Consider the following 18,785-nt stretch of genomic DNA (forward strand, 5'->3'; position numbering starts at 1 on the left):
ATTAAATACTTGAATATCCTGTAATGTTCGTGTCTTAGAATCCTTGAATATCCTGTAATGTCTGTCTCTTGTGATCCAGGAATCCCCTGTGATTCTTATGTCTTGCGATCCCTGAATAATTTCTGTTACCCTTTGACTCCGGAGCCTGACGTCTCGCCGGAATCGGCAGGCTGTCCGGAACCTGAAGTTCCAGAACCCGGTGTTCCGTTCGAAAAATCCTGCGGACCGGAACTGCTGCCGGCGGTTGCTGCACCCGCCGTCTGAACCGCTGCCTGGAGCTGAGGATTTTTCCTCTGTGCGAATGCCGCCTTTCGGGCCTCCTTCTTCTTGCCGAGGAAGTCAATCGATGTCTTCACGATCAGCTTATCGAAGATCATGAACATTCCTGGCAGAACGAAGAGAACGGTCACCATACTGATCAGAGCTCCTCTTGCAAGCATCATGCAGATCGACTCGATGATATCGATGTTCGAATACATCGCGACTCCGAAGGTCGCAGCGAAGAATGCGGCACCGGAAGTAATGATCGATCCCATGCAGGCCCTGTGAGCAATCTGAACGGACTCTTTCTTATCATGTCCTCTCTGACGTTCCTTCTGATACCGGCTCGTCATCAGGATCGCGTAATCGACCGTGGATCCCAGCTGAACTGTTCCAAGTACGATACTCGTCACAAAGGAAACCGATGTTCCCGTGTAGTACATGATTGCCATGTTGACGAAAATGGCAAATTCAATCGTAATCTCCAGAATGAATGGAAGCGAGAACGATTTGAATACCATCAGAATGATGAAGAAGATGATGATCAGCGATGCGGAATTTACATGCATGAAGTCCACATTCGTGACATCCACCAGGTCATGCGTCAGCGGAGCCTCGCCGATCAGCATCGCGCCGCTGTCGTACTTCTTCAGAATGCTGTTGATCTCGTCTATCTGCTTATTGACTTCATCAGAGCCTGTGTAGTAGGCCGTGCTTACAAACATCAGCTCATACTTGTCACTCTGCAGCATTTTTCTCACATCCGAAGGAATCATGGAATCCGGAACAGAAGAACCGATGAGCGAGTTCAGGCCCAGAACATAGTTCACACCGTCCACATCGTCGATCTGATTTATGATCGCCATCTTGTTCTTGACAGGTGTATCCTTGTCCATGACTACGATGTGCATCGTGCTGCTTCCGAAATCATCTTCAACCTTCTGCTGCGCCACCATGGACGGCAGGGATTTCGGAAGGGATCCCGACATATCGTAATAGTTCTTTACATGGTTGTTGCCGTACACCGCCGGGATAAAGAGCACAAGAAAAACAATAAGCCATACTTTGTAGTGCTTCGTAATAAAATCAGACGCCTTGTCGAGTTTTCCGAGGAGAGGCCTGTGGGTCGTCTTCTGAATCGGCTTGTCGAACAGGAGAACCAGCGACGGAAGCACGGTGACACAGGTGAGCACTCCGAAGACAACGCCCTTTGCCATTACCAGTCCCATATCAAGGCCAAGGGTAAAGGACATGAAGCACAATGCGATGAATCCGGCGATTGTCGTCACCGAACTGCCAATGATCGATTTGAACGTATTGGCAATGGCATGTCCCATCGCACGGTTCTTGTCCCCGGGAAATCTTTCTTTATTTTCACGGTAGCTTCCCAGAAGGAAGATCGAATAGTCCGTCGTGACACCCAGCTGCAGGACCGCGGCGACCGCCTTCGTGACATAGGAAATCGATCCGAAGATCATATTGGTTCCCATGTTATATATGATGGCAAAACCGATGTCCACCAGGAAGAGGAACGGCACCAGGAAAGAATCAGTCAGCAGAAGCATTGCTACCAGGCACAGGACTACAGCGATTGTGACGTAAATCGGGAGCTCCTGATTAGTCAGATCACGAAGATCGTTCATGACTGCCGTAATACCGCTGACGTAGGTGTCCTTTTTTACGATGGAACGGATCTGATCGACGGCTTCCATCGTGGTATCTGCGGATGATGTATCGTCGAACATGGCCAGCATCATCGTCGCGTCGCCCTTAAAGAACTTATCTCTGAGATCCTGGGGAATCATGTCCACCGGAAGAGAAATGTCCGCGACATCGTCGTACCAGAGCACATCCTTTACATGAGAAACGGCCTCGATGTCTTTTTCAAGCTTTGCGACATCCTTCATGCTCTCGTTGTCCACGACAATCATCGAGAAGGAACCCATGCCGTATTCATCGACGATGATGTCCTGCCCTTTCATCGTATCCAGCGACTTCGGAAGGTATGTCAGCAGATCGTAGTTTGTCTTGGTGTGGAAATATCCATATGCTGCCGGAAACAGCAGGACAACCGCCAACAGAAGGATCAGCACTCTGTGTTTAGCGATCCACTTGCCTACTTTTATCATTTTTCTCTCAACTCCTTACCTATTGCTTCTGTCTCCTGCATCCAGTACAAAACATCACTTTCCTGTTGGATCCAGTACAAAACCTTTTTCCTGACATAGGGTATGGTAGTCCTTAAATGACCATTGGTCAATAATTAGGTTTCACAAAATTTTCAAAAGCTCAAAATGAATATTGGTCATTTTTATGGTTGACCATTGGTATTTTCAGTGAAATAATAGCTTCAATAGCCGTATATATATCTGTGATCAGTTAATGATTTCAGAAAGGATATGAATCATGAGCAAGGTAGATTTGAATAAACAGAACAAACGGAATTCCCTCCTGACGAACGCCTATGATCTCTTCGTCAATCAGGGTTTTAATAAAACAACCATTTCCGATATCGCCAAGCACTCCGGCCTGGCGAAGGGAACCTTTTATCTCTACTTCAAGGACAAGTATGATCTGCGGGACGAGCTCATCGCCCGCAAATCCGCACAGCTTCTTCTGGAAGCCCAGCAGGCGATGAAGATCCGTCCGGTTCCGATCAAGGGTCTGGAGGATTATCTGCTGGCGATGGTTGATTATGTCCTGAATTACCTGCAGCGCAACAAAATGCTGCTGAAATTCATCACCAAGAATCTTTCCTGGGGCATCTTCCGCCACGCCGTTGAAAAACAGACAGGCGGATCCACCTCAAACAATCTCGGAGAATTCTACGACAACTACCTCATGGCCCTGAAGGCGGACAACTACGAGTGCGATGACCCGGAGCTGCTGCTCTTCACCATCATCGAGCTGGTGAGTTCCACCAGCTACAGCTGTATTATGTATGACTCCCCATGCAGCATGGAGGCGTACCTGCCCCACCTGCACCAGACGATTCACCTGATTCTTGAGGGATACCGGCTGCCGAAGAAACAGGAGCAATAACGCGTTTTTTCTAAGATGGATGCTGAAAAATAAGGCGACGAAAAGCCAGAGCCAGAATATATCTCTTCAGACCGGCACCGGTGAGAGCCATTTTCTGTAAACGAGATAAAACACGCTGCGCGAGTTTTATCTCGCTATCGCGACGCTCGCCGCACACGAATACTTCGCATTCGGCTGCGGCTCACTGTTCGCGTAAAAAGCTCTCTTCTCCGCAAAGGATATCCTGTCCAGGCAGGATACCTTCCCCGCAGAGAAGAGAGCTTTTCTTTTTCTTTAGCAAACCACCGTTCCCCGCAAGTGGGCACCACATGCGATATAAGTCCCACTTTCCCTGGTCTGCCATTATTCTTATGTACGCCGCGAGCCCTGTTCGACTGTGATTGCGACGTCGAGACAGTCCGCATTCGACTGTGACTGCGATAGCGAGACGGTCCGCGTTCGACTGTGACTGCGGTATCGAGCAGCTCCGCATTTGACTGTGACTGCGATAGCGAGCAGCTCCGCGTTTGACTGTAACTGCGGTATCGAGCAGCTCCCCGGGACTGGAAATCCGGCCTGTAAATAGGAAATTTCGTCACAGCATCGTGCGGATCTGCTGTCCCTTAATCCAGGAAGTTACATTCTCGAAAGCCATTACCGCTCTGCGGTCAATGGATTCTCTGGTATCAAATCCCACATGGGGAGTGCATACCAGATTCGGCGCGCCGAGCAGCGGATGGTCTGCCGGAAGCGGCGGATCCTTCTCAAACACATCAATGCCTGCCTTGATTCTGCCTTTTTTCAAAGCTTCCGCAAGGGATTCCGTATCCACGACGGGACCCCTGGAGGTATTAATCAGAATCGCTCCCTGCTTCATCTCGCCGATTTCCTTCTGCCCGATCAGTCCCTTCGTCTCCGCCGTCAGCGGTGTGTGTACCGAAATGATGTCTGCCTCCTGCATCACCTCATCCAGTGTTCTGTATTCCAGACCGAGATCAAGCGCCGCCTGCTTCCGGCTGCGGCTGTATCCGATCAGACGGCATCCGAACACCTTGAAAATCTCCGCGGTGCGGCATCCGATCGCCCCGGTTCCGATGATTCCTACGGTACGGCCGGCGAGTTCGTGGCCCTGCAGCCCGGCCTTGCCCTTTCCGGCCTGAACGGCGTCATTGCACAGGCTGATATTTCTGAGACAATCCAGCGCAAGACCGACCGCAAGCTCCGCCACCGCATCGTTGCAGTACCCACCGGTATTGGATATCCGGACATTCTGCTCCCTGCATGCCTCCACATCAACATGGTCGATTCCCACAAACGCAACGGAAATGAATTTCAGATTTGCGTCCGCCCGGATCACCTCGCCCGGAAGGGGGTGATTCGCGATAATCAGAACATCTGCCCCGCTGCTTCTGCGCTTCAGTTCCTCAACATCCGTAGAAAAAGTATCATAGGCAGAAAACTCATGTCCCTGCTCCGTGAGCGTCTCCGCCAGACGATCCAGCGTAACTCCGTCAATGCCAAGCGGCTCCATCAATACAATCTTCATTCTGTGCCTCCATTTTAAACATCCACTGCACTGCAATTACAGTGCAATATGTAAGATATCCACTGTCCGGAAGATTCGTGTACCTTCAATGATCCTGGTCTCTCTGAATTTCCACTTGAGAGATCGCACAAAAAGTATAGTCCAAAATCACTGAAAAGGAAAGAGTGTCGTGACCTCTGTTAACCGGCACCGGTTTTTGTGATAAAATAACCGAAATGACAGAATCGATATTCCCACCGATAAGGTCTGATCGAAAGACAGAACCCATATCCTCTCCGACGAGAATCTGATCGAAAGACAGAATCCATATCCTCTCCGACGAGAATCTGATCGAAAGGCAGAACCCATATCATCTCTGAAGAGATTTATTCGAAAGGAAAACACTTATTATGCATTCAGACAATCACGCCGACAGACCAAATCCGGACCGTCTTTCCGGAGATGCAGCGCCGCACAGGCGCAGGCCCCATTACAGCGGCAAGTACCCGCGAAAGTATAATGAGAAATACAAGGAGCTGAATCCCGAGAAATACGGCGAAACCATTGAAAAGGTAATCCGCAAGGGAAGCACGCCCGCAGGAATGCACATTCCGATCATGGTCGATGAGATTCTGGATGTGCTGAAGATCCGTCCCGGCATGACCGGACTCGACTGCACGCTCGGTTACGGAGGTCACAGCTCCCGCATGCTGGAGAAGCTGGAGGGCACGGGTCATCTCTATTCACTGGATGCCGATCCTCTGGAAATCCGGAAGACGGAGGCACGGATGCGCGCCAGAGGCTTCGGGGAGGATATTTTTACCCCGATCCACATCAACTTCGCGAATATCGATCAGGTCTCCACCAAGTACGGTCCCTTCGACTTTGTTCTGGCGGATCTGGGTGTCTCCTCCATGCAGATCGACAACCCGGAGAGAGGCTTTTCCTACAAGACAGATGGTCCCCTCGATCTTCGTTTTGACCCGGAAAAGGGAGAGCCTGCTTCCGAGAGGCTGAAGCAGCTCACGAGGGATGAACTCGCTGGGCTGCTCATCGATAATTCTGACGAGCCATATGCAGAAGAAATCGCCGATGCTGTTCAGCAGGCATATCGTCGTAAACGCCCACTGGAAACCACCACGGATCTTCGCCTTCTGATCGAGGAAACGCTGACTCAAACCCGTCAACTTCGCCATTCGCCCAGGGACGAACAGGAGGAAGCCGTGAAAAAATCCTGCGCCAGGGTCTTCCAGGCACTCCGCATCGACGTGAACAGCGAATTTGAGGTTCTCTACGCATTTCTGGACAAGCTGCCCTCCGTGCTGAAACCCGGAGGCAGAGCTGCTATTCTCACCTTCCACTCCGGTGAGGACCGCCTCGTCAAACAGTCCTTTAAGCAGGGCGCCCGTGACGGCCTGTACACCGAAGTCAGCCGGGATGTCATCCGTCCCTCCCGTGAGGAATGCTACCGGAATCCGAGAGCACACTCCACAAAACTGAGATGGGCGATCCGTTAATCCGGCATCCGGTTTTCGCGCGCCCGACTGGCGCACCGACAGAAGAAGCGTCCGGCACATGCCGGACGCTTCCTCTGTTTTACTGATATGTTGTCTCACTGATATGTCTCAGCCCTGTCATTTTCTCTCAGCACACAGGTCATGCAGATGATGGTGTGTCAGGCTGAACCACACATTATATCCTTGTGGTACGCCCGGCAGAATCATATCCCATACTCGTCAGGGTATACTGTACTGGATTTCTCAGTTTGCCTCAGAAGAACTTGAAACTGTGGCGTCGCTGTCCATTGCAGCCTTTGTGTGGCTTACATAGATCTGCTCGATATCCGGAATTCTTCCCATTCCTTCGAGCTGAGCATCTACGCTGTCAAAGAAGCCGGATGCATTGAACTGGCTCTTCCAGGAATCAGAATCATCGCCTGCCATATCGTTATTCGCATGATCACCTGCTACAACCATCAGATCACGCAGAATTACCTTCTTGTATCCCGCGTCATGTACCTTCTGGATAACCGCGGAGCACTCGGTATCTGCCGGCTTGCCCTCAACGGTTCCGATGAATACGTTCTTGTAACCGAGATCATTCATTTCTGTCTGCATCTGATCATAGGTGATATTCGCCTCATGAGAGGTTCCATGACCCATGAATACAAACGCCGTTCCGTCAGCGGCAGCCGCGTCAAGACTGTCATATCCTGCCTTCTCTACCGCTGTAGCGGTAAGAATCTTTGCGACATTCTGCTTGTCCTCATTTACTACGCTCGTGTCACTTCCCACCTCACCCAGAAGCGGCTCGGCAATTTTCACAGAATCAAATTTGTCGGCGTATTTGCTGACAGCCTCCGAAAGCTCATCATACTCCGCGCCATGCATCAGATGCGTCGGCTGAATCAGCAGATTCTTCACACCGTTGTCAACCGCTCTCTGGAGCGCCTGATCCATATTGTCGATCACCTCATTATCACGCGCCTGAATATGATTGATGATGATCTGCGCCGTGAATGCACGTCTTACAGACCAGTCGGGATATGCTGCCTGAAGAGCCTTCTCAATTCCGCCGATATCCTGGACACGGCTGTCATTATAGGAGGTTCCGAAGGAGCATACAAGAATCTCATTTTCTCCGATTCCGTCCTCGTTGAGCGGATCGTCCTTGGAAGCATCGCCGGTATCCCTTCCGAAATAATCCGGATCTGCATATTCGCCTTCTACGAGAGCCTTCTGCGTATCCGTCAATGCGTCCCATGCTTCCTTTGCCGCCTTGCAGTCCTCGTCCGTAGTATCTGTTCTCTCCTGCACATAGATCTTGTCAATCAGAGCGGCTACCTTGTCCGCTGCTGCCTGATCCGCAGATACAGAGGAGGAAGAAACCGTCTCTACTTCTTCAGAAGAAGAGGCTGCCTCTGTAACCTCCGCTGCCGCTGAAGACGCGGAAGATGCACTCGAAGATGCTGCGGATGCTGACGATGCTGCGCTGCTTGCGCTGCCACATCCGGCAATCATAGACCCGGTCAGAACCGCGGTGCATAATAATGTTACGACTTTCTTTTTCATCATTTTCTCCTTTTTGTAGAATAATCTATATCAAAGGGGTTCAAAACGCCCTTCGATACCTTAGCACAGAACATAAACGAGATAAAACACGCTGCGCGAGTTTTATCTTGCTATCGCGACGCTCGCCGCACACGAATACTTCGCATTCGGCTGCGGCTCACTGTTCGCGTAAAAAAGAGTGACCGCCTTCTCAGAAAGCAATCACTCCGTATCTGCATATAAAAGAAACATCTGCTGAAATCCCGGATCCGCCTGACGGTCACGCTCTATTCAAAGAAACGGTATCCATAACCGCACGCCAAAGAGCGCATATCTGCAAACCAGCCGGATCACACCAGAACTCACTGATGCAACCATCAATATTCTTATGCAAACAGACTCTGCTTTCATCGGAAGCAAATCTATCATCTTCTCAGCAGGTTTCCTGACTTGCAGCTCAACGCCTTCCTGCGCCTTCTCATATTCCGTTGACCGGAATACAATGGACAATGCATCTGGCTCACTGCTCACAGTGACCGGATCGTTCAGGTATTTCACCTGATTCCCTATTACCCGCCATAAAAGTGGCACTGAAAAGATATGTTTTAAAGACTTTCACTATTATATGAAATCAATTACAAAATGTCAAATTGATCCAATGAATGATTGACCGGAAATCATCTTCTTCAAAAGCCGGATATGCTCCGGCTCTGTTCCGCAGCAGCCTCCGACAATCCTGACGCCGGCATCTGTCAGCATCTTCATCTGAGACGCAAAGGCTTCCGGACCGAGGCTGTAAATGGCATTCCCGTTCTCGTCAATCTTCGGCATTCCCGCATTCGGCTTTGCGATAATCGGAATGCTGCAGTTCTTCGCCAGATACCGGATGATGCTCTCCATCTGATCCGGTCCGCTGCAGCAGTTCAGTCCCACTGCCGCAGCGCCCATCGCCTCCAAAACGGCTGCAGCATCAAAGATATTTCCGTCAAAAAAACACTTTCCATCCGCATATACGGAAAACGTGCACATCACCGGAAGATCACAGACAGATGAAACCGCGTCCAGCGCAATTGAAGTCTCATCCGCCGACATCATGGTTTCTATTACAAAAAGATCCGCGCCGGCATGATACAGAATCTCTGCCTGCTCCCGATAGATCTCAAAAATTTCCTCATAGCTGGCATCTCCTCCAGCAGAATCCGGCACCATTCCCGTGGGCGCCATATCTCCTGCCACCAGAACGCTGCCCTTCGACACCTCCTGCGACAGCCCGAGCAGCTTTTTGTTCATCTCTTCGGTCTTGTCCGCCAGCCCGAAACCGCCCAGAACCTTCCGGTTTGCGCCAAACGTCGGCGCGTAAATCACATCCGCTCCCGCTTCGATAAATTCTCTCTGAAGATTTTGCAGCACCTCCGGATGCTCCAGAACCCAAGCCTCTGTGCTGATTCCCTTCGGCATCCCGCGCACTGTCAGATTTGTGCCTGTTGCTCCGTCAAGACAGACGATCTTGCTATCTGTAAGTTCCCTGAATTCGGTTTTGTTCATGATTAGCCTCACTTTATATACATTGTGTGCCCCGTTTGCGACATGGTCGTCTATGTCATGGCTGTTTGCGCCGTGGCTGTTTACGACACGGCCTTTTACTTTCGAAATTCCTCCGCAAGTCTCCGGATATATGCCGGGGTAGTCCCGCAGCATCCTCCGATCACCGACGCTCCTGCGGACACAAGTTTCTTCATAGATGAAACGAACTGGTCCGGACTGATATTGTAGACCATCTGCCCATTTGCGCCTTTTTGAGGCAGTCCCGCATTTGGCTTCGCAACAATCGGAATATGAACCATTTCGGAGACAGATGAGATAATTTCTTCCATCCCATCCGGGCCATCACAGCAGTTAATCCCGTAGGCATCCGCGCCTGCCTTCTCCGCAAGCGGCCCGCCCTCGAAAATATCTCCGCCGTAATAGGCGCTTCCGTTTTTTCGCACCGTGAGCGTGCAGATCACCGGAGCGGAGCATACGGATCTCACTGCTTCTACCGCAGTCACCGCGTCGAGCACGGACAGCATACTTTCCACGGCAAAAAGATCACAACCCGCTTCATACAGAACCTTTGCCTGCTCACGATACGCCTCGAACATTTCCTCCCGGCTCCCGGCTCCGCCGTATTCCTTCAGAATCATGCCCGTGGGCGCCAGATCGCCGGCGATCATAGTTTTCCCTTCTGCCGCACGCCGGGAGATTTCGAAAAGTTTCCGGTTCATCTCTTCTGTATGTTCCTCAAGGCCGAACCTCTTCAGCATAATGCGGTTCGCGCCGAAGGTCGGTGCATAAATGATCTGAGAACCCGCCTCCACATACTCCCTCTGAAGTTTTTCCACATCATCCGGATGTCTTAGCGCCCACTCCTCCGTACAGCATCCATGAGGCATCCCCATGCGGTAGAGATTCGTTCCCATTGCACCGTCCAATATAACGATGCCCTTCTGTGTCATCCGTGTAAAATCATTCTCTGTCATAATTCCTCTATTCATTGAACGAGATATATGCGCTCTACAGGGTTCCTCCCTGTCGCGACACTCGCTGGAAAACCAGCAGCTGCTAATAACTGTAACTACAACAATAACCATAGCTGCAACATTTCCATTACTGCAACTATGACCCTAACTGCAGCATTTCCATTACTACAACTATTACTATCGCCTCAACATAACCACAATTACAGCCATGATAATGCAACAGCCTGAAATCCTGCAACAATTACAGAAAAGCCTTACAAGGTGTAGGTGAGCCCCTTCTCCTCCAGCATTCTCCGTATATCCTCAACGGACCACGAGGTGATCTCACCGTTTTCCCGGCCTCCAAGTGCTTTTCCGTTCACTCGGATCTTTCCGTCTTCCTTGGCCAGAACCGACCACATATTCTTCAGAAGCGCGTCGGAGGTCTTCCTGCCGATCCGTTCCTCGCGGGAGCGGGCCTTCAGGTAAGCCCAGGATTCATAAGGGAGAAGGATGGTCTTTTCCTCATTCATGTCTGAAATCCTTTCTTCAATAATCATGCGTCAATATAATGCATCGATGACATCATCGATATTAATCCATCATATTCCATACAAATATTTTCTGCAAGCAGTGAAAGAAAGTCCGGCCATATATATTAGAATTGACTAATCGCGTGACAGAATGATAGTATCTACAAAACACAAAACCGTGAGGGAGTAGTTGGCATGGGCTGTGACTGCGGAAATTGATGGACCGCGGATACTTATCTTATCCCATGCAGCAAGTCAACATACTGGCCGTTTCGGCCTGGCTTGCTTTAATCGGCGAGACTCATGTAAGCGATGTTGCTGTACATGGGTCAGACTGCAGGTATATACGCCCGGGTACAGCGCGAACTGTATCCGGGCGTTTTTCTGATGGGATGAAGAGAAACAAAAACGGCCGGACGGATAGAAATGAGGAGTGGAAGTCAGGATGGGAAGTATGATGAGCTTTGTCTTAAACAGTATCTTACTCGGGGTGGGTCTGGCAATGGACGCCTTTTCGGTATCGATTGCAAACGGGCTGAACGAACCCGGGATGTCCAGGAAAAAAACCTACTGGATAGCTGCATGCTATGCATTCTTTCAGTTCGCCATGCCGATGATCGGATGGTTCTGCGTACACACGATTGCGTCATATTTCAAGGTATTTCAGAAATTCATTCCCTGGATTGCGCTGGTTCTTCTTCTGTATATCGGAGGTCAGATGCTGTTCGAGGGAATCCGGAGGATAAAAAATAAGTGCGAAGAAAATCCCGAAAACTGCGGATGCGGAACAAAAACAGTCCTAACCAGGAAAACCCTGCTCATACAGGGAATTGCGACCTCCATCGATGCACTTTCCGTAGGCTTTACGACAGCACGGTACGGAACAGCAGCTGCTTTCTCGAGCTCGCTGATCATTGCTGTTGTAACATTCGTGATCTGCATGATCGGACTTCTGTTCGGGAAAAAATTCGGTGAGAGGCTCTCGGAAAAGGCAACGATACTGGGCGGTATCATTCTGATCGCAATCGGAATTGAGATCTTCGTGACAGGGATCTGAACGCATCCATTATCATGTATTTTTAACTAATAATTTATATAGAATCCGTGAATTGTCCGTCAAAACATATATATCTTCCGCCAATTATGGTATAATAACAGGGTGAGTAACCTGATGATAGTTTTTATTGCGGAGGAAAAACTATGCTGACGAAAAGAGAAAATTTTTTGGAAACCATTCATGGCGGAACACCGGATCGTTTTGTGAAACAGTATGAGGCGTTGTCCTTTGTCATGAACACACCTTACGTGAATCAGTTCCCGATTATGCCTGCGAAGCCGGGGGACCCTGCGGTGAAATGTGGCTGGGGCTATTACAATGCCTGGCCGGAAGGACAGCCCGGCGCATTCCCGATGCATGATCCGGAGCATCTTGTATGTCCGGATATCACAGAGTGGAGGCGTTACGTGAAAGCTCCGGAGCTCAATTATACCGCCGAGGACTGGGAACCAACGGTCAAGGCTGCGGAAGCTGTAGACCGCAACGAGACAATGGTTACCGCATTTATGGCTCCAGGCCTTTTTGAAATGCATCATTATCTCTGCGATGTAGAACCGGCCATGATGAATTTCTATGAGGAGCCGGAGGCGGTTCATGATCTGATTGACTATATTACAGAATGGGAACTGAAATACGCGGAGCAGATCTGTGATTATATGAAGCCGGATGTCATCTTTCATCATGATGACTGGGGAACACAGAGATCCACATTTATCAGTACCGATATGTTCCGGGAATTTTTCCTGAAACCCTATCAGAGAATTTACGGATATTTCAAGGAGAGAGGCGTCCTCGTTATCCATCATAACGACTGTTATTGCGCGCCATTTGTTCCCTCCATGATTGACATGGGAATTGATGTATGGCAGGGCTGCATGTCTGTCAACAATCTGCCGCAGCTGGTAAAAGAATATGGTGAAAAAATATCCTTCATGGGCGGAATTGATAACGGCAAGGTTGACAAGCCTGACGTGACACAGGAAGAGATTGCAAAGGAGACAGATCAGCTTTGCAGAGACTGCGGAAAGCATTATTTCATTCCGTGCACAACGCATGGCCTGAATTTTTCTGTTTTCCCGCAAGTTTATGGAATGGTAGACAAGGAAATTGATAAAATGAGCAGGGAGATTTTCGGATAACCTCTGCATCTGAGAAAAACAGACATCAAAAATTTAGGCCGGCAGTCCTGGTAACTGCCGGCCCTCGATGTGTCACAGTCTTCTGACGGTGACAAACCTCACCATCTCATTTTCGAATTCCGGAAACCCGTGCCTTCATGATTCTCTCACGCTCATCTAACACCCGATCAGCAAGCTGATCGGCATCCTCATCGGTGATCTCCTGCGGTCGGGTCCGAACCATAGAGGTATGATGTCCGTTGATCTCAAACTCCTCCGGATTGTCCAACTCCTCCTCCGGGATCGCCAGAACAGTATCATCTGTGCAGAGCGCGTAGACCGTGTAGATGCCCGTTCCCTCATCCATACTGATAAAATCCACGATTTCTCCGTGCTTCCACTCCTGCTTGTGCATCACAAACCAGTTGATCACCTTGTTGTTGGTATCCTCGATAGCAAGGTCCGCCATCATTCCGTTATTTACGATCCACATCGTATTCTCATGAAATGCCTTCATGGCATCCGATATATGACTCATTGATTATCCCTCTCTTCTCTTTAATCTGTCAGCTACGCAAAGCCATCCAGATAACATTCAAGCCTGTACTCAGGTACATTTTCACATATATTAAGATACATATTCACACCTGCATGCAGATGTATACACACGCAGATAATACGCATCAAGTACACATAAGATACGCATTCTCATATGCATGACAAAATGCCGCCTTGACGCTCTCTTGTTCCTGAAGGCAGGTGGTGTCAGGTGATCGATATCCCCGGAAGGAGAAGCAGCAAAACCGTCACCACCAGAAATCCATCCAGCAATATCAACGCAAACGCAATCAAGCGCCAGATTACAATGCGATCTTTTCCCTCCAGCTTTGCCCTGCCCAGAAATATCCACGACATAATTGAGCACGCCAGTCCCACAAACGGACTGATCAAAAGCGTCAGCATGGCGATATATGACGCAGTCACTGAATAGGCGATGACCGTATCCAGTATCATCATAAAAGCATCTGCCAGGACAAGCACCGCCGCGACTCCCATAAATATTTTTCCCTTTTTCAGATTACTCATACCGTCCCGCTCCGACTTTTCTTCTCTCCATCCTGCAACTAAACAGTCGTATAACAGGCGCCATACGACCTCTGTCCCACCCATAAATAAAGCCTTCCACCATTTTACCGGCAGAAGGCATCTTCGTCAAATATTAAGTTCCGGGGTATCCACGTCTTCCATCATTTTTCTTCCCGCTGTTCACTCGATTCCGCCCGGATTTTTCTTCTCATACAGAAATCTCTCTGGAAGACTGATGTGGAATCCCTTTGCCACCTCACGGAAATCCTCCGGGGTGATCGTCTGGCGTTTCACCGGGGTCACAGCCAGAACCTTGAGAAGGATCTCTGCAGACTTCTCAACGGTGTGCATCAGTCCGAATGTCAAGTCGAAGTCCTCTCCCGAGCAGAACATCCCGTGGTGCGCCCAAATCGCGACATCATACTTCTCCATCAGACGGCTGGTCGCGACAGCGATGTCTCTTCCTCCCGGAACCATCCACGGCACGACACCTACGCCGTCCGGAAAAACAACCGGACATTCTGTCGCGGACTCCCAGAGCTCCCGTGTGAAGATTTCATCCTTCAACGGAAGTATAAAGGTAAGCGCGATGATGTTCGTTGTATGCGCATGGTAGATCACACGATGTCTTCCGTTTGTCACTCTCTTCTTCACTTCATGGTTCATCATATGTGCAGGAAGCTCGCTGGTCGGCCGTCCTCCTTCTACAAGGCCCCAGCGGATCCGGTAATTCTCTCCCTTGTCATCCAACTCAATGATCGCAAGGCAGGCCTCCGGGTCTACAGCAATATTCCGGAAATACTTTCCGCTTCCTGTGATCAGGAAAAATTCCCCGGCAAGTCCGGGAACGCTGGTTCCGATTGGTGCCCAGTCCCCGTGATCATTCAGACGCGGCCGAATCTCCTCTACCTCAGACGGTTTCAGACGATAGGAAAGATTTCCACCGTTTCTCTCATGCCATCCCTGCTTGAAACCGTCATCTGCCATCTTTACAAATCCACGGACAAATTTTGTATCAAGAATTTTCATAAAATCCCGCCTCCCCATCATGCGGCACTTTCTGCCGCTGCATTTTAGTCGTTTTATGTGGTATTTGAATGTTGTTTTTATTGTTTTTATGCCTATATGATAGTTGTATTCTTTGTTTTTGTCAATGCAATTACGTTGTTTTGTGTTGTTTTTGTTGGTTTGCCTCATTTTTCGGGATAGATACGATTTGTTTTGGTTAATTTTCCATTTTAACCGCCACATTTCAATCTGCAACTCGTCATTTATTGCAATTTTCCTTACAAAAAAAGAGTTGCTCTGGTCCCACCCGGTAACGAAAGTAACCCTCCTCAAAATCCGGCATCCAACTTTCCGGACACACAAAAAGGAGCCGCTCCAGCATGCGGCTCCTTTTTATAGGAAGGAGAATCGGTATGCGCCCTTTCCAGGCTCACATACCTAATATGAAAAAGAAACAATGATAACAATGCCTTGCATATTTATTTGTTTCTATACTAAGCAGTATAGAGCTTAAATGTGATGAGACCTTGTTCCGCCCGTTAATAAATTGAAAACAAAATATGAACATACTGTATAAGTCCAGTCGCAATGTTCTTGGCCCACGGGGAGCTTGCTCACCGGTGGGCAAGAACATTAGCGACGACAACAGGTATGAGCATTTATTTTTTCTGCACTGTCCGGCGATACCAGAACAGATACTGCTGCATGATCCCGTTGTACGGCTTATATGCATCGAAAGGAAACCCTCCCGGATACTCTTCCTCCAGAAGCCTCAGAATCCAGACGTCCTCCGGAAAGGAATCCAGTCGGTGAAAGCCAAACAGCATCACGCAATTCGCCACCTTAATTCCAACGCCATAGAGTGCCATCAGTTCTTCCTTCAGCTCATCGTCCGGAAGCCCTTTCAGCCTGCCGAAATCTATCCTGCCATCCGCGGCATCTTCTGCAGCTCTGTGCACATACTTTGCCCGATATCCAAGACCGCACTCTGCGAGCTGTTCCCCGGAAAGCGAACACATCTGTTCCGGACCCGGGAAGGAATATTGTTCCTCTGCCAGCCGTGTTCCGGCCATTCTGCACAGCTTATCCACGGAAAGTCGAATGGCCGGGATATTCTTCCTCTGAGAAACAATAAACGTAATCAACGTCTCCCACGGGTCCTGGTTGAGGATGCGGATTCCTGTCCCGCAGGCAGAAGCCCGATACAGATAGGGGTCCTTTTCCGGATCTATCCTTCGACGAACCGACGAATAATCCAGCCCCAGATCAAAATACTGCCTCCAGAATGTCTCAAACTCTTTCCTGGAACAGGATAGCTCAAGACAATGTCTTCCTTCTTCATTTCCACGACTTTCTTCCCGGATCCGCACCCAGTGACTGCCGGCTATGATCTCATACCCGTCTTCTGTCTCTGTCCATCGAAAGCACTGCCCACTGTCCGCTATTTTCTTCAGGTCAAAGTCATCCGAGATTTCTGTCACCATCTGCCTGTATACGCTCCGATTCCCTCAAATAATATTCTTCTGATATTCTTCCGCTCATACCGGGGACATCTGTACCGATTGCCCAACAAATTTCCCCCACAGCCGACAATACAGCAACTATCGGTATTTTCGAGCGATATCCAGATATTCTGCATTTCCGTCGATATAGTCTTTATACACAAGCACCGGATCTTTCCCACGATACACAAGACAGATTCCGCAGCTGTCGCAGTCACTGATGCATTTGAATTTTTCCCGAATAAAGGCTTCTCTTTCCTCTCTCGTGGAATTCTGAATTTCCGGCGGCATCACATTCACCCCTTAACTCTCCCACCCTGGTAGGCGGCATTCAATTCACTGATTTCCTTTTCTCCCTCAATATATGGCCGATAATAGGCATCTACATCCCCGCCTCCCAGGTTATCACAGCCGTTGCAGAACTCACAGGTCTGCCCGCAGACTGAAAGTGCCTGATTCACAATCCGAATTCTTTCCTCCCGTGTTGTATCCTTTATTAAAATCGATTTCATGGCCATTCCTCCTATTAATTCCATCCGGGTTTACAAACCTCTCCCATTGAGTCTCCGGTCAGTGGGAGACACCCGCCTGCACTTCTTATATAGTTCTTATCCTTTTATATCACATAACACTGTGATTCACAATCCGACATCACCGGTTCACGAATGGTATCGATTTGTCCTGGGTTTCATCGCGGCTGTACCCCCTCCCTGCCAAACTTACCGGGGAACTCCCGCGCAATGCGGGCGTGCTCACCTTACAATGCGCAGGCTCTCTGCCATACTTACCCGAAAATTTCGGATCTACTGCAGGCCTGCAAAAAAACGCTTTCAAAGCTTCTGACCGTGCCAAAAATGTTCAATTCATGCGTACTAATTTTTTTCAAAAAAATTTAAAAAAGGGGTTGATTTTTTCTCAGAGGTAACGTATAATCATCTTCGTTGTTACGGAACAGCAACACAAATTCAATACAAACCAAGCGCCATTAGCTCAGTTGGTAGAGCAGTAGACTCTTAATCTATTTGTCCAGGGTTCGAGTCCCTGATGGCGCACTTATGAAGCGCTGTTTTTGGTATCGAAAGGATACCGGGGACGGCGCTTCTTATTTTGTCCAGTGAACGTTAAGCGATCGAACGAAAACCTATGAGTAAAAGGCAAAAAGCATGCCCAGCAAAGTAAAACAGCAGCGCATCAGAGTAAGAACCGATATGCACGCAGAGCCGGCGGCACCGCATAATTGCGGCACCGCCGGCTCTTGTCAGTGACGATTATCCACGGCTATCCCCGGAATTCACGCCTTGTTTCTTGTAATCCTGCGGATGGCATCCGGAGCTCCGATCACGTAGAGATGCATATCCTTCTCAAACACAAACTCCGGGTCGAGAATCTGCTCGACGTCGCCTCCCAGCTGAAAGGCAAGAATTTCGACGCCATACTCCGATCTTACCTTCAGGTCCAGAATGCTCTCTCCGACCCAGGCCGAAGGAACGGCAATCTCATAGATGCCAAGATTTTTGCTAAGCTCATTGTAATCAAAAACATTTCTCGCGCCAAACCGGACTGCCAGCTTCTCCGCTTCATCTCTTTCCGTATACACAACATAATCTGCACCGTTATGCAGAAGAAGTTTGCGGTACATATCCCTCGCCGCTCTCGCTATGATATATTTTGCACCTGCCTCATGAAGAAGGTAGGTAACAACAAGTGCCGCCTGAAAATCTTCCTCGATCGTGACCACACACAAATCGAAATCATTGATCCCGAGCGACTTGATCACCTGAGGATTGGTGGCATCCGCAATCTGGATATTGGGGATTCTGTCTACCACATCATTTGCCGTCTCTTCATCTTCCTCAACAGCCATCACGTTATTTCCCAGATCCTGCAGCCGTATTGCCATATGTCTGCCAAAGCGTCCGAGTCCTATAATCAGCACATTCTTCATTGCCTCTGCTCCTTCTGTCTGCGGGATCCTCCCCGCCTTCCTGCGTCACGCAATATATTACAACAATTACAGGCCGATCTCCTTATTGTAAAGGCCATTTACAGCCCTATACGATAACCTTGCCACAAGCTGTATTACTTCACCACGAGCCTAGCTCAAAATGCATAGTTCATCGCAAGCG

The 18,785-nt window shown here is 49.3% G+C and carries 17 protein-coding genes, 1 tRNA gene and 1 riboswitch; of the genes, 5 read left to right on the top strand and 13 right to left on the bottom strand.

The annotated features are described in order from the left end of the window. Positions 1-125: 125 nt before the first annotated feature. A complete protein-coding gene (locus ACTQ1O_RS08930; RefSeq protein WP_441486980.1) occupies positions 126-2,390 on the bottom strand; it encodes an efflux RND transporter permease subunit in 2,265 nt (754 codons plus the stop codon). A gap of 277 nt (positions 2,391-2,667) precedes the next feature. On the opposite strand from ACTQ1O_RS08930, the gene ACTQ1O_RS08935 reads away from it, so the two are divergent. Beyond that, positions 2,668-3,303 (top strand): TetR/AcrR family transcriptional regulator, encoded by a 636-nt coding sequence (locus ACTQ1O_RS08935; protein WP_441486981.1) that lies wholly within the window; start codon positions 2,668-2,670, stop codon positions 3,301-3,303. Positions 3,304-3,877: 574 nt separating this feature from the next. Here ACTQ1O_RS08935 and ACTQ1O_RS08940 read toward each other — a convergent pair. Continuing rightward, positions 3,878-4,828 carry a 2-hydroxyacid dehydrogenase gene (locus ACTQ1O_RS08940; protein WP_441486982.1) on the bottom strand — a complete coding sequence of 317 codons (951 nt, stop codon included), beginning with the start codon at positions 4,826-4,828 and terminating at the stop codon, positions 3,878-3,880. Between the two features lie 389 nt (positions 4,829-5,217). Here ACTQ1O_RS08940 and rsmH point away from each other — a divergent pair, with 389 nt between their 5' ends. Beyond that, positions 5,218-6,324 carry a 16S rRNA (cytosine(1402)-N(4))-methyltransferase RsmH gene (rsmH, locus tag ACTQ1O_RS08945; RefSeq protein WP_441486983.1) on the top strand — a complete coding sequence of 369 codons (1,107 nt, stop codon included), beginning with the start codon at positions 5,218-5,220 and terminating at the stop codon, positions 6,322-6,324. A 243-nt stretch (positions 6,325-6,567) separates the two neighbouring features. On the opposite strand, the gene ACTQ1O_RS08950 is transcribed toward rsmH, so the two are convergent. The 4 genes from ACTQ1O_RS08950 to ACTQ1O_RS08965 form a co-directional block, all read right to left on the bottom strand. Then, a complete protein-coding gene (locus tag ACTQ1O_RS08950; protein WP_441486984.1) occupies positions 6,568-7,881 on the bottom strand; it encodes a sirohydrochlorin cobaltochelatase in 1,314 nt (437 codons plus the stop codon). A gap of 394 nt (positions 7,882-8,275) precedes the next feature. Next, a riboswitch (cobalamin riboswitch) is annotated at positions 8,276-8,467 on the bottom strand. A gap of 35 nt (positions 8,468-8,502) precedes the next feature. Next, entirely contained in the window at positions 8,503-9,402 is a 900-nt protein-coding gene (locus ACTQ1O_RS08955) for a homocysteine S-methyltransferase family protein (protein WP_441486985.1), read from the bottom strand. A gap of 95 nt (positions 9,403-9,497) precedes the next feature. Continuing rightward, positions 9,498-10,376, bottom strand: a complete 879-nt coding sequence (locus ACTQ1O_RS08960) for a homocysteine S-methyltransferase family protein (protein WP_441486986.1) — start codon at positions 10,374-10,376, stop codon at positions 9,498-9,500. Between the two features lie 254 nt (positions 10,377-10,630). After that, positions 10,631-10,888, bottom strand: coding sequence for a hypothetical protein (locus ACTQ1O_RS08965; RefSeq protein ID WP_441486987.1), 258 nt, complete (start codon positions 10,886-10,888; stop codon positions 10,631-10,633). 445 nt (positions 10,889-11,333) lie between these two features. On the opposite strand from ACTQ1O_RS08965, the gene ACTQ1O_RS08970 reads away from it, so the two are divergent. Together ACTQ1O_RS08970 and ACTQ1O_RS08975 are read left to right on the top strand one after the other, a co-directional pair. Further along, positions 11,334-11,945: a manganese efflux pump MntP gene (locus ACTQ1O_RS08970; RefSeq protein WP_441099711.1), complete on the top strand. Its 612-nt coding sequence runs from the start codon at positions 11,334-11,336 to the stop codon at positions 11,943-11,945. Positions 11,946-12,088: 143 nt separating this feature from the next. After that, entirely contained in the window at positions 12,089-13,084 is a 996-nt protein-coding gene (locus tag ACTQ1O_RS08975; RefSeq protein WP_441099710.1) for a uroporphyrinogen decarboxylase family protein, read from the top strand. 106 nt (positions 13,085-13,190) lie between these two features. On the opposite strand, the gene ACTQ1O_RS08980 is transcribed toward ACTQ1O_RS08975, so the two are convergent. The 6 genes from ACTQ1O_RS08980 to ACTQ1O_RS09005 all read right to left on the bottom strand — a co-directional run bounded on the left by ACTQ1O_RS08980 (position 13,191) and on the right by ACTQ1O_RS09005 (position 17,177). Then, on the bottom strand, positions 13,191-13,601 hold the full coding sequence (locus ACTQ1O_RS08980) for a hypothetical protein (RefSeq protein ID WP_441486988.1): 411 nt from the start codon (positions 13,599-13,601) through the stop codon (positions 13,191-13,193). 227 nt (positions 13,602-13,828) lie between these two features. Then, a complete protein-coding gene (locus ACTQ1O_RS08985) occupies positions 13,829-14,149 on the bottom strand; it encodes a hypothetical protein (protein WP_441486989.1) in 321 nt (106 codons plus the stop codon). Between the two features lie 180 nt (positions 14,150-14,329). Then, entirely contained in the window at positions 14,330-15,178 is an 849-nt protein-coding gene (gene rhaD / locus ACTQ1O_RS08990; protein ID WP_441486990.1) for a rhamnulose-1-phosphate aldolase, read from the bottom strand. 638 nt (positions 15,179-15,816) lie between these two features. Next, positions 15,817-16,641: a DNA-3-methyladenine glycosylase family protein gene (locus tag ACTQ1O_RS08995; protein WP_441486991.1), complete on the bottom strand. Its 825-nt coding sequence runs from the start codon at positions 16,639-16,641 to the stop codon at positions 15,817-15,819. Positions 16,642-16,758: 117 nt separating this feature from the next. Further along, complete coding sequence (locus tag ACTQ1O_RS09000) at positions 16,759-16,959, bottom strand: hypothetical protein (protein ID WP_441486992.1); 201 nt, start codon at positions 16,957-16,959, stop codon at positions 16,759-16,761. Continuing rightward, on the bottom strand, positions 16,956-17,177 hold the full coding sequence (locus ACTQ1O_RS09005; RefSeq protein ID WP_441487032.1) for a hypothetical protein: 222 nt from the start codon (positions 17,175-17,177) through the stop codon (positions 16,956-16,958). Before ACTQ1O_RS09005 ends, ACTQ1O_RS09000 begins: the two co-directional genes overlap by 4 nt. Before the next feature lie 461 nt (positions 17,178-17,638). Between ACTQ1O_RS09005 and ACTQ1O_RS09010 the strand changes: the two genes are divergently transcribed. After that, a tRNA-Lys gene (locus ACTQ1O_RS09010) sits at positions 17,639-17,711 on the top strand. 239 nt (positions 17,712-17,950) lie between these two features. On the opposite strand, the gene ACTQ1O_RS09015 is transcribed toward ACTQ1O_RS09010, so the two are convergent. Further along, positions 17,951-18,604, bottom strand: coding sequence for a potassium channel family protein (locus ACTQ1O_RS09015; protein ID WP_441486993.1), 654 nt, complete (start codon positions 18,602-18,604; stop codon positions 17,951-17,953). Positions 18,605-18,785: the final 181 nt, after the last annotated feature.

Origin of the sequence: Bilifractor sp. LCP21S3_A7 (assembly GCF_052118825.1) — a bacterium.
GTDB lineage: Bacteria > Bacillota > Clostridia > Lachnospirales > Lachnospiraceae > Bilifractor.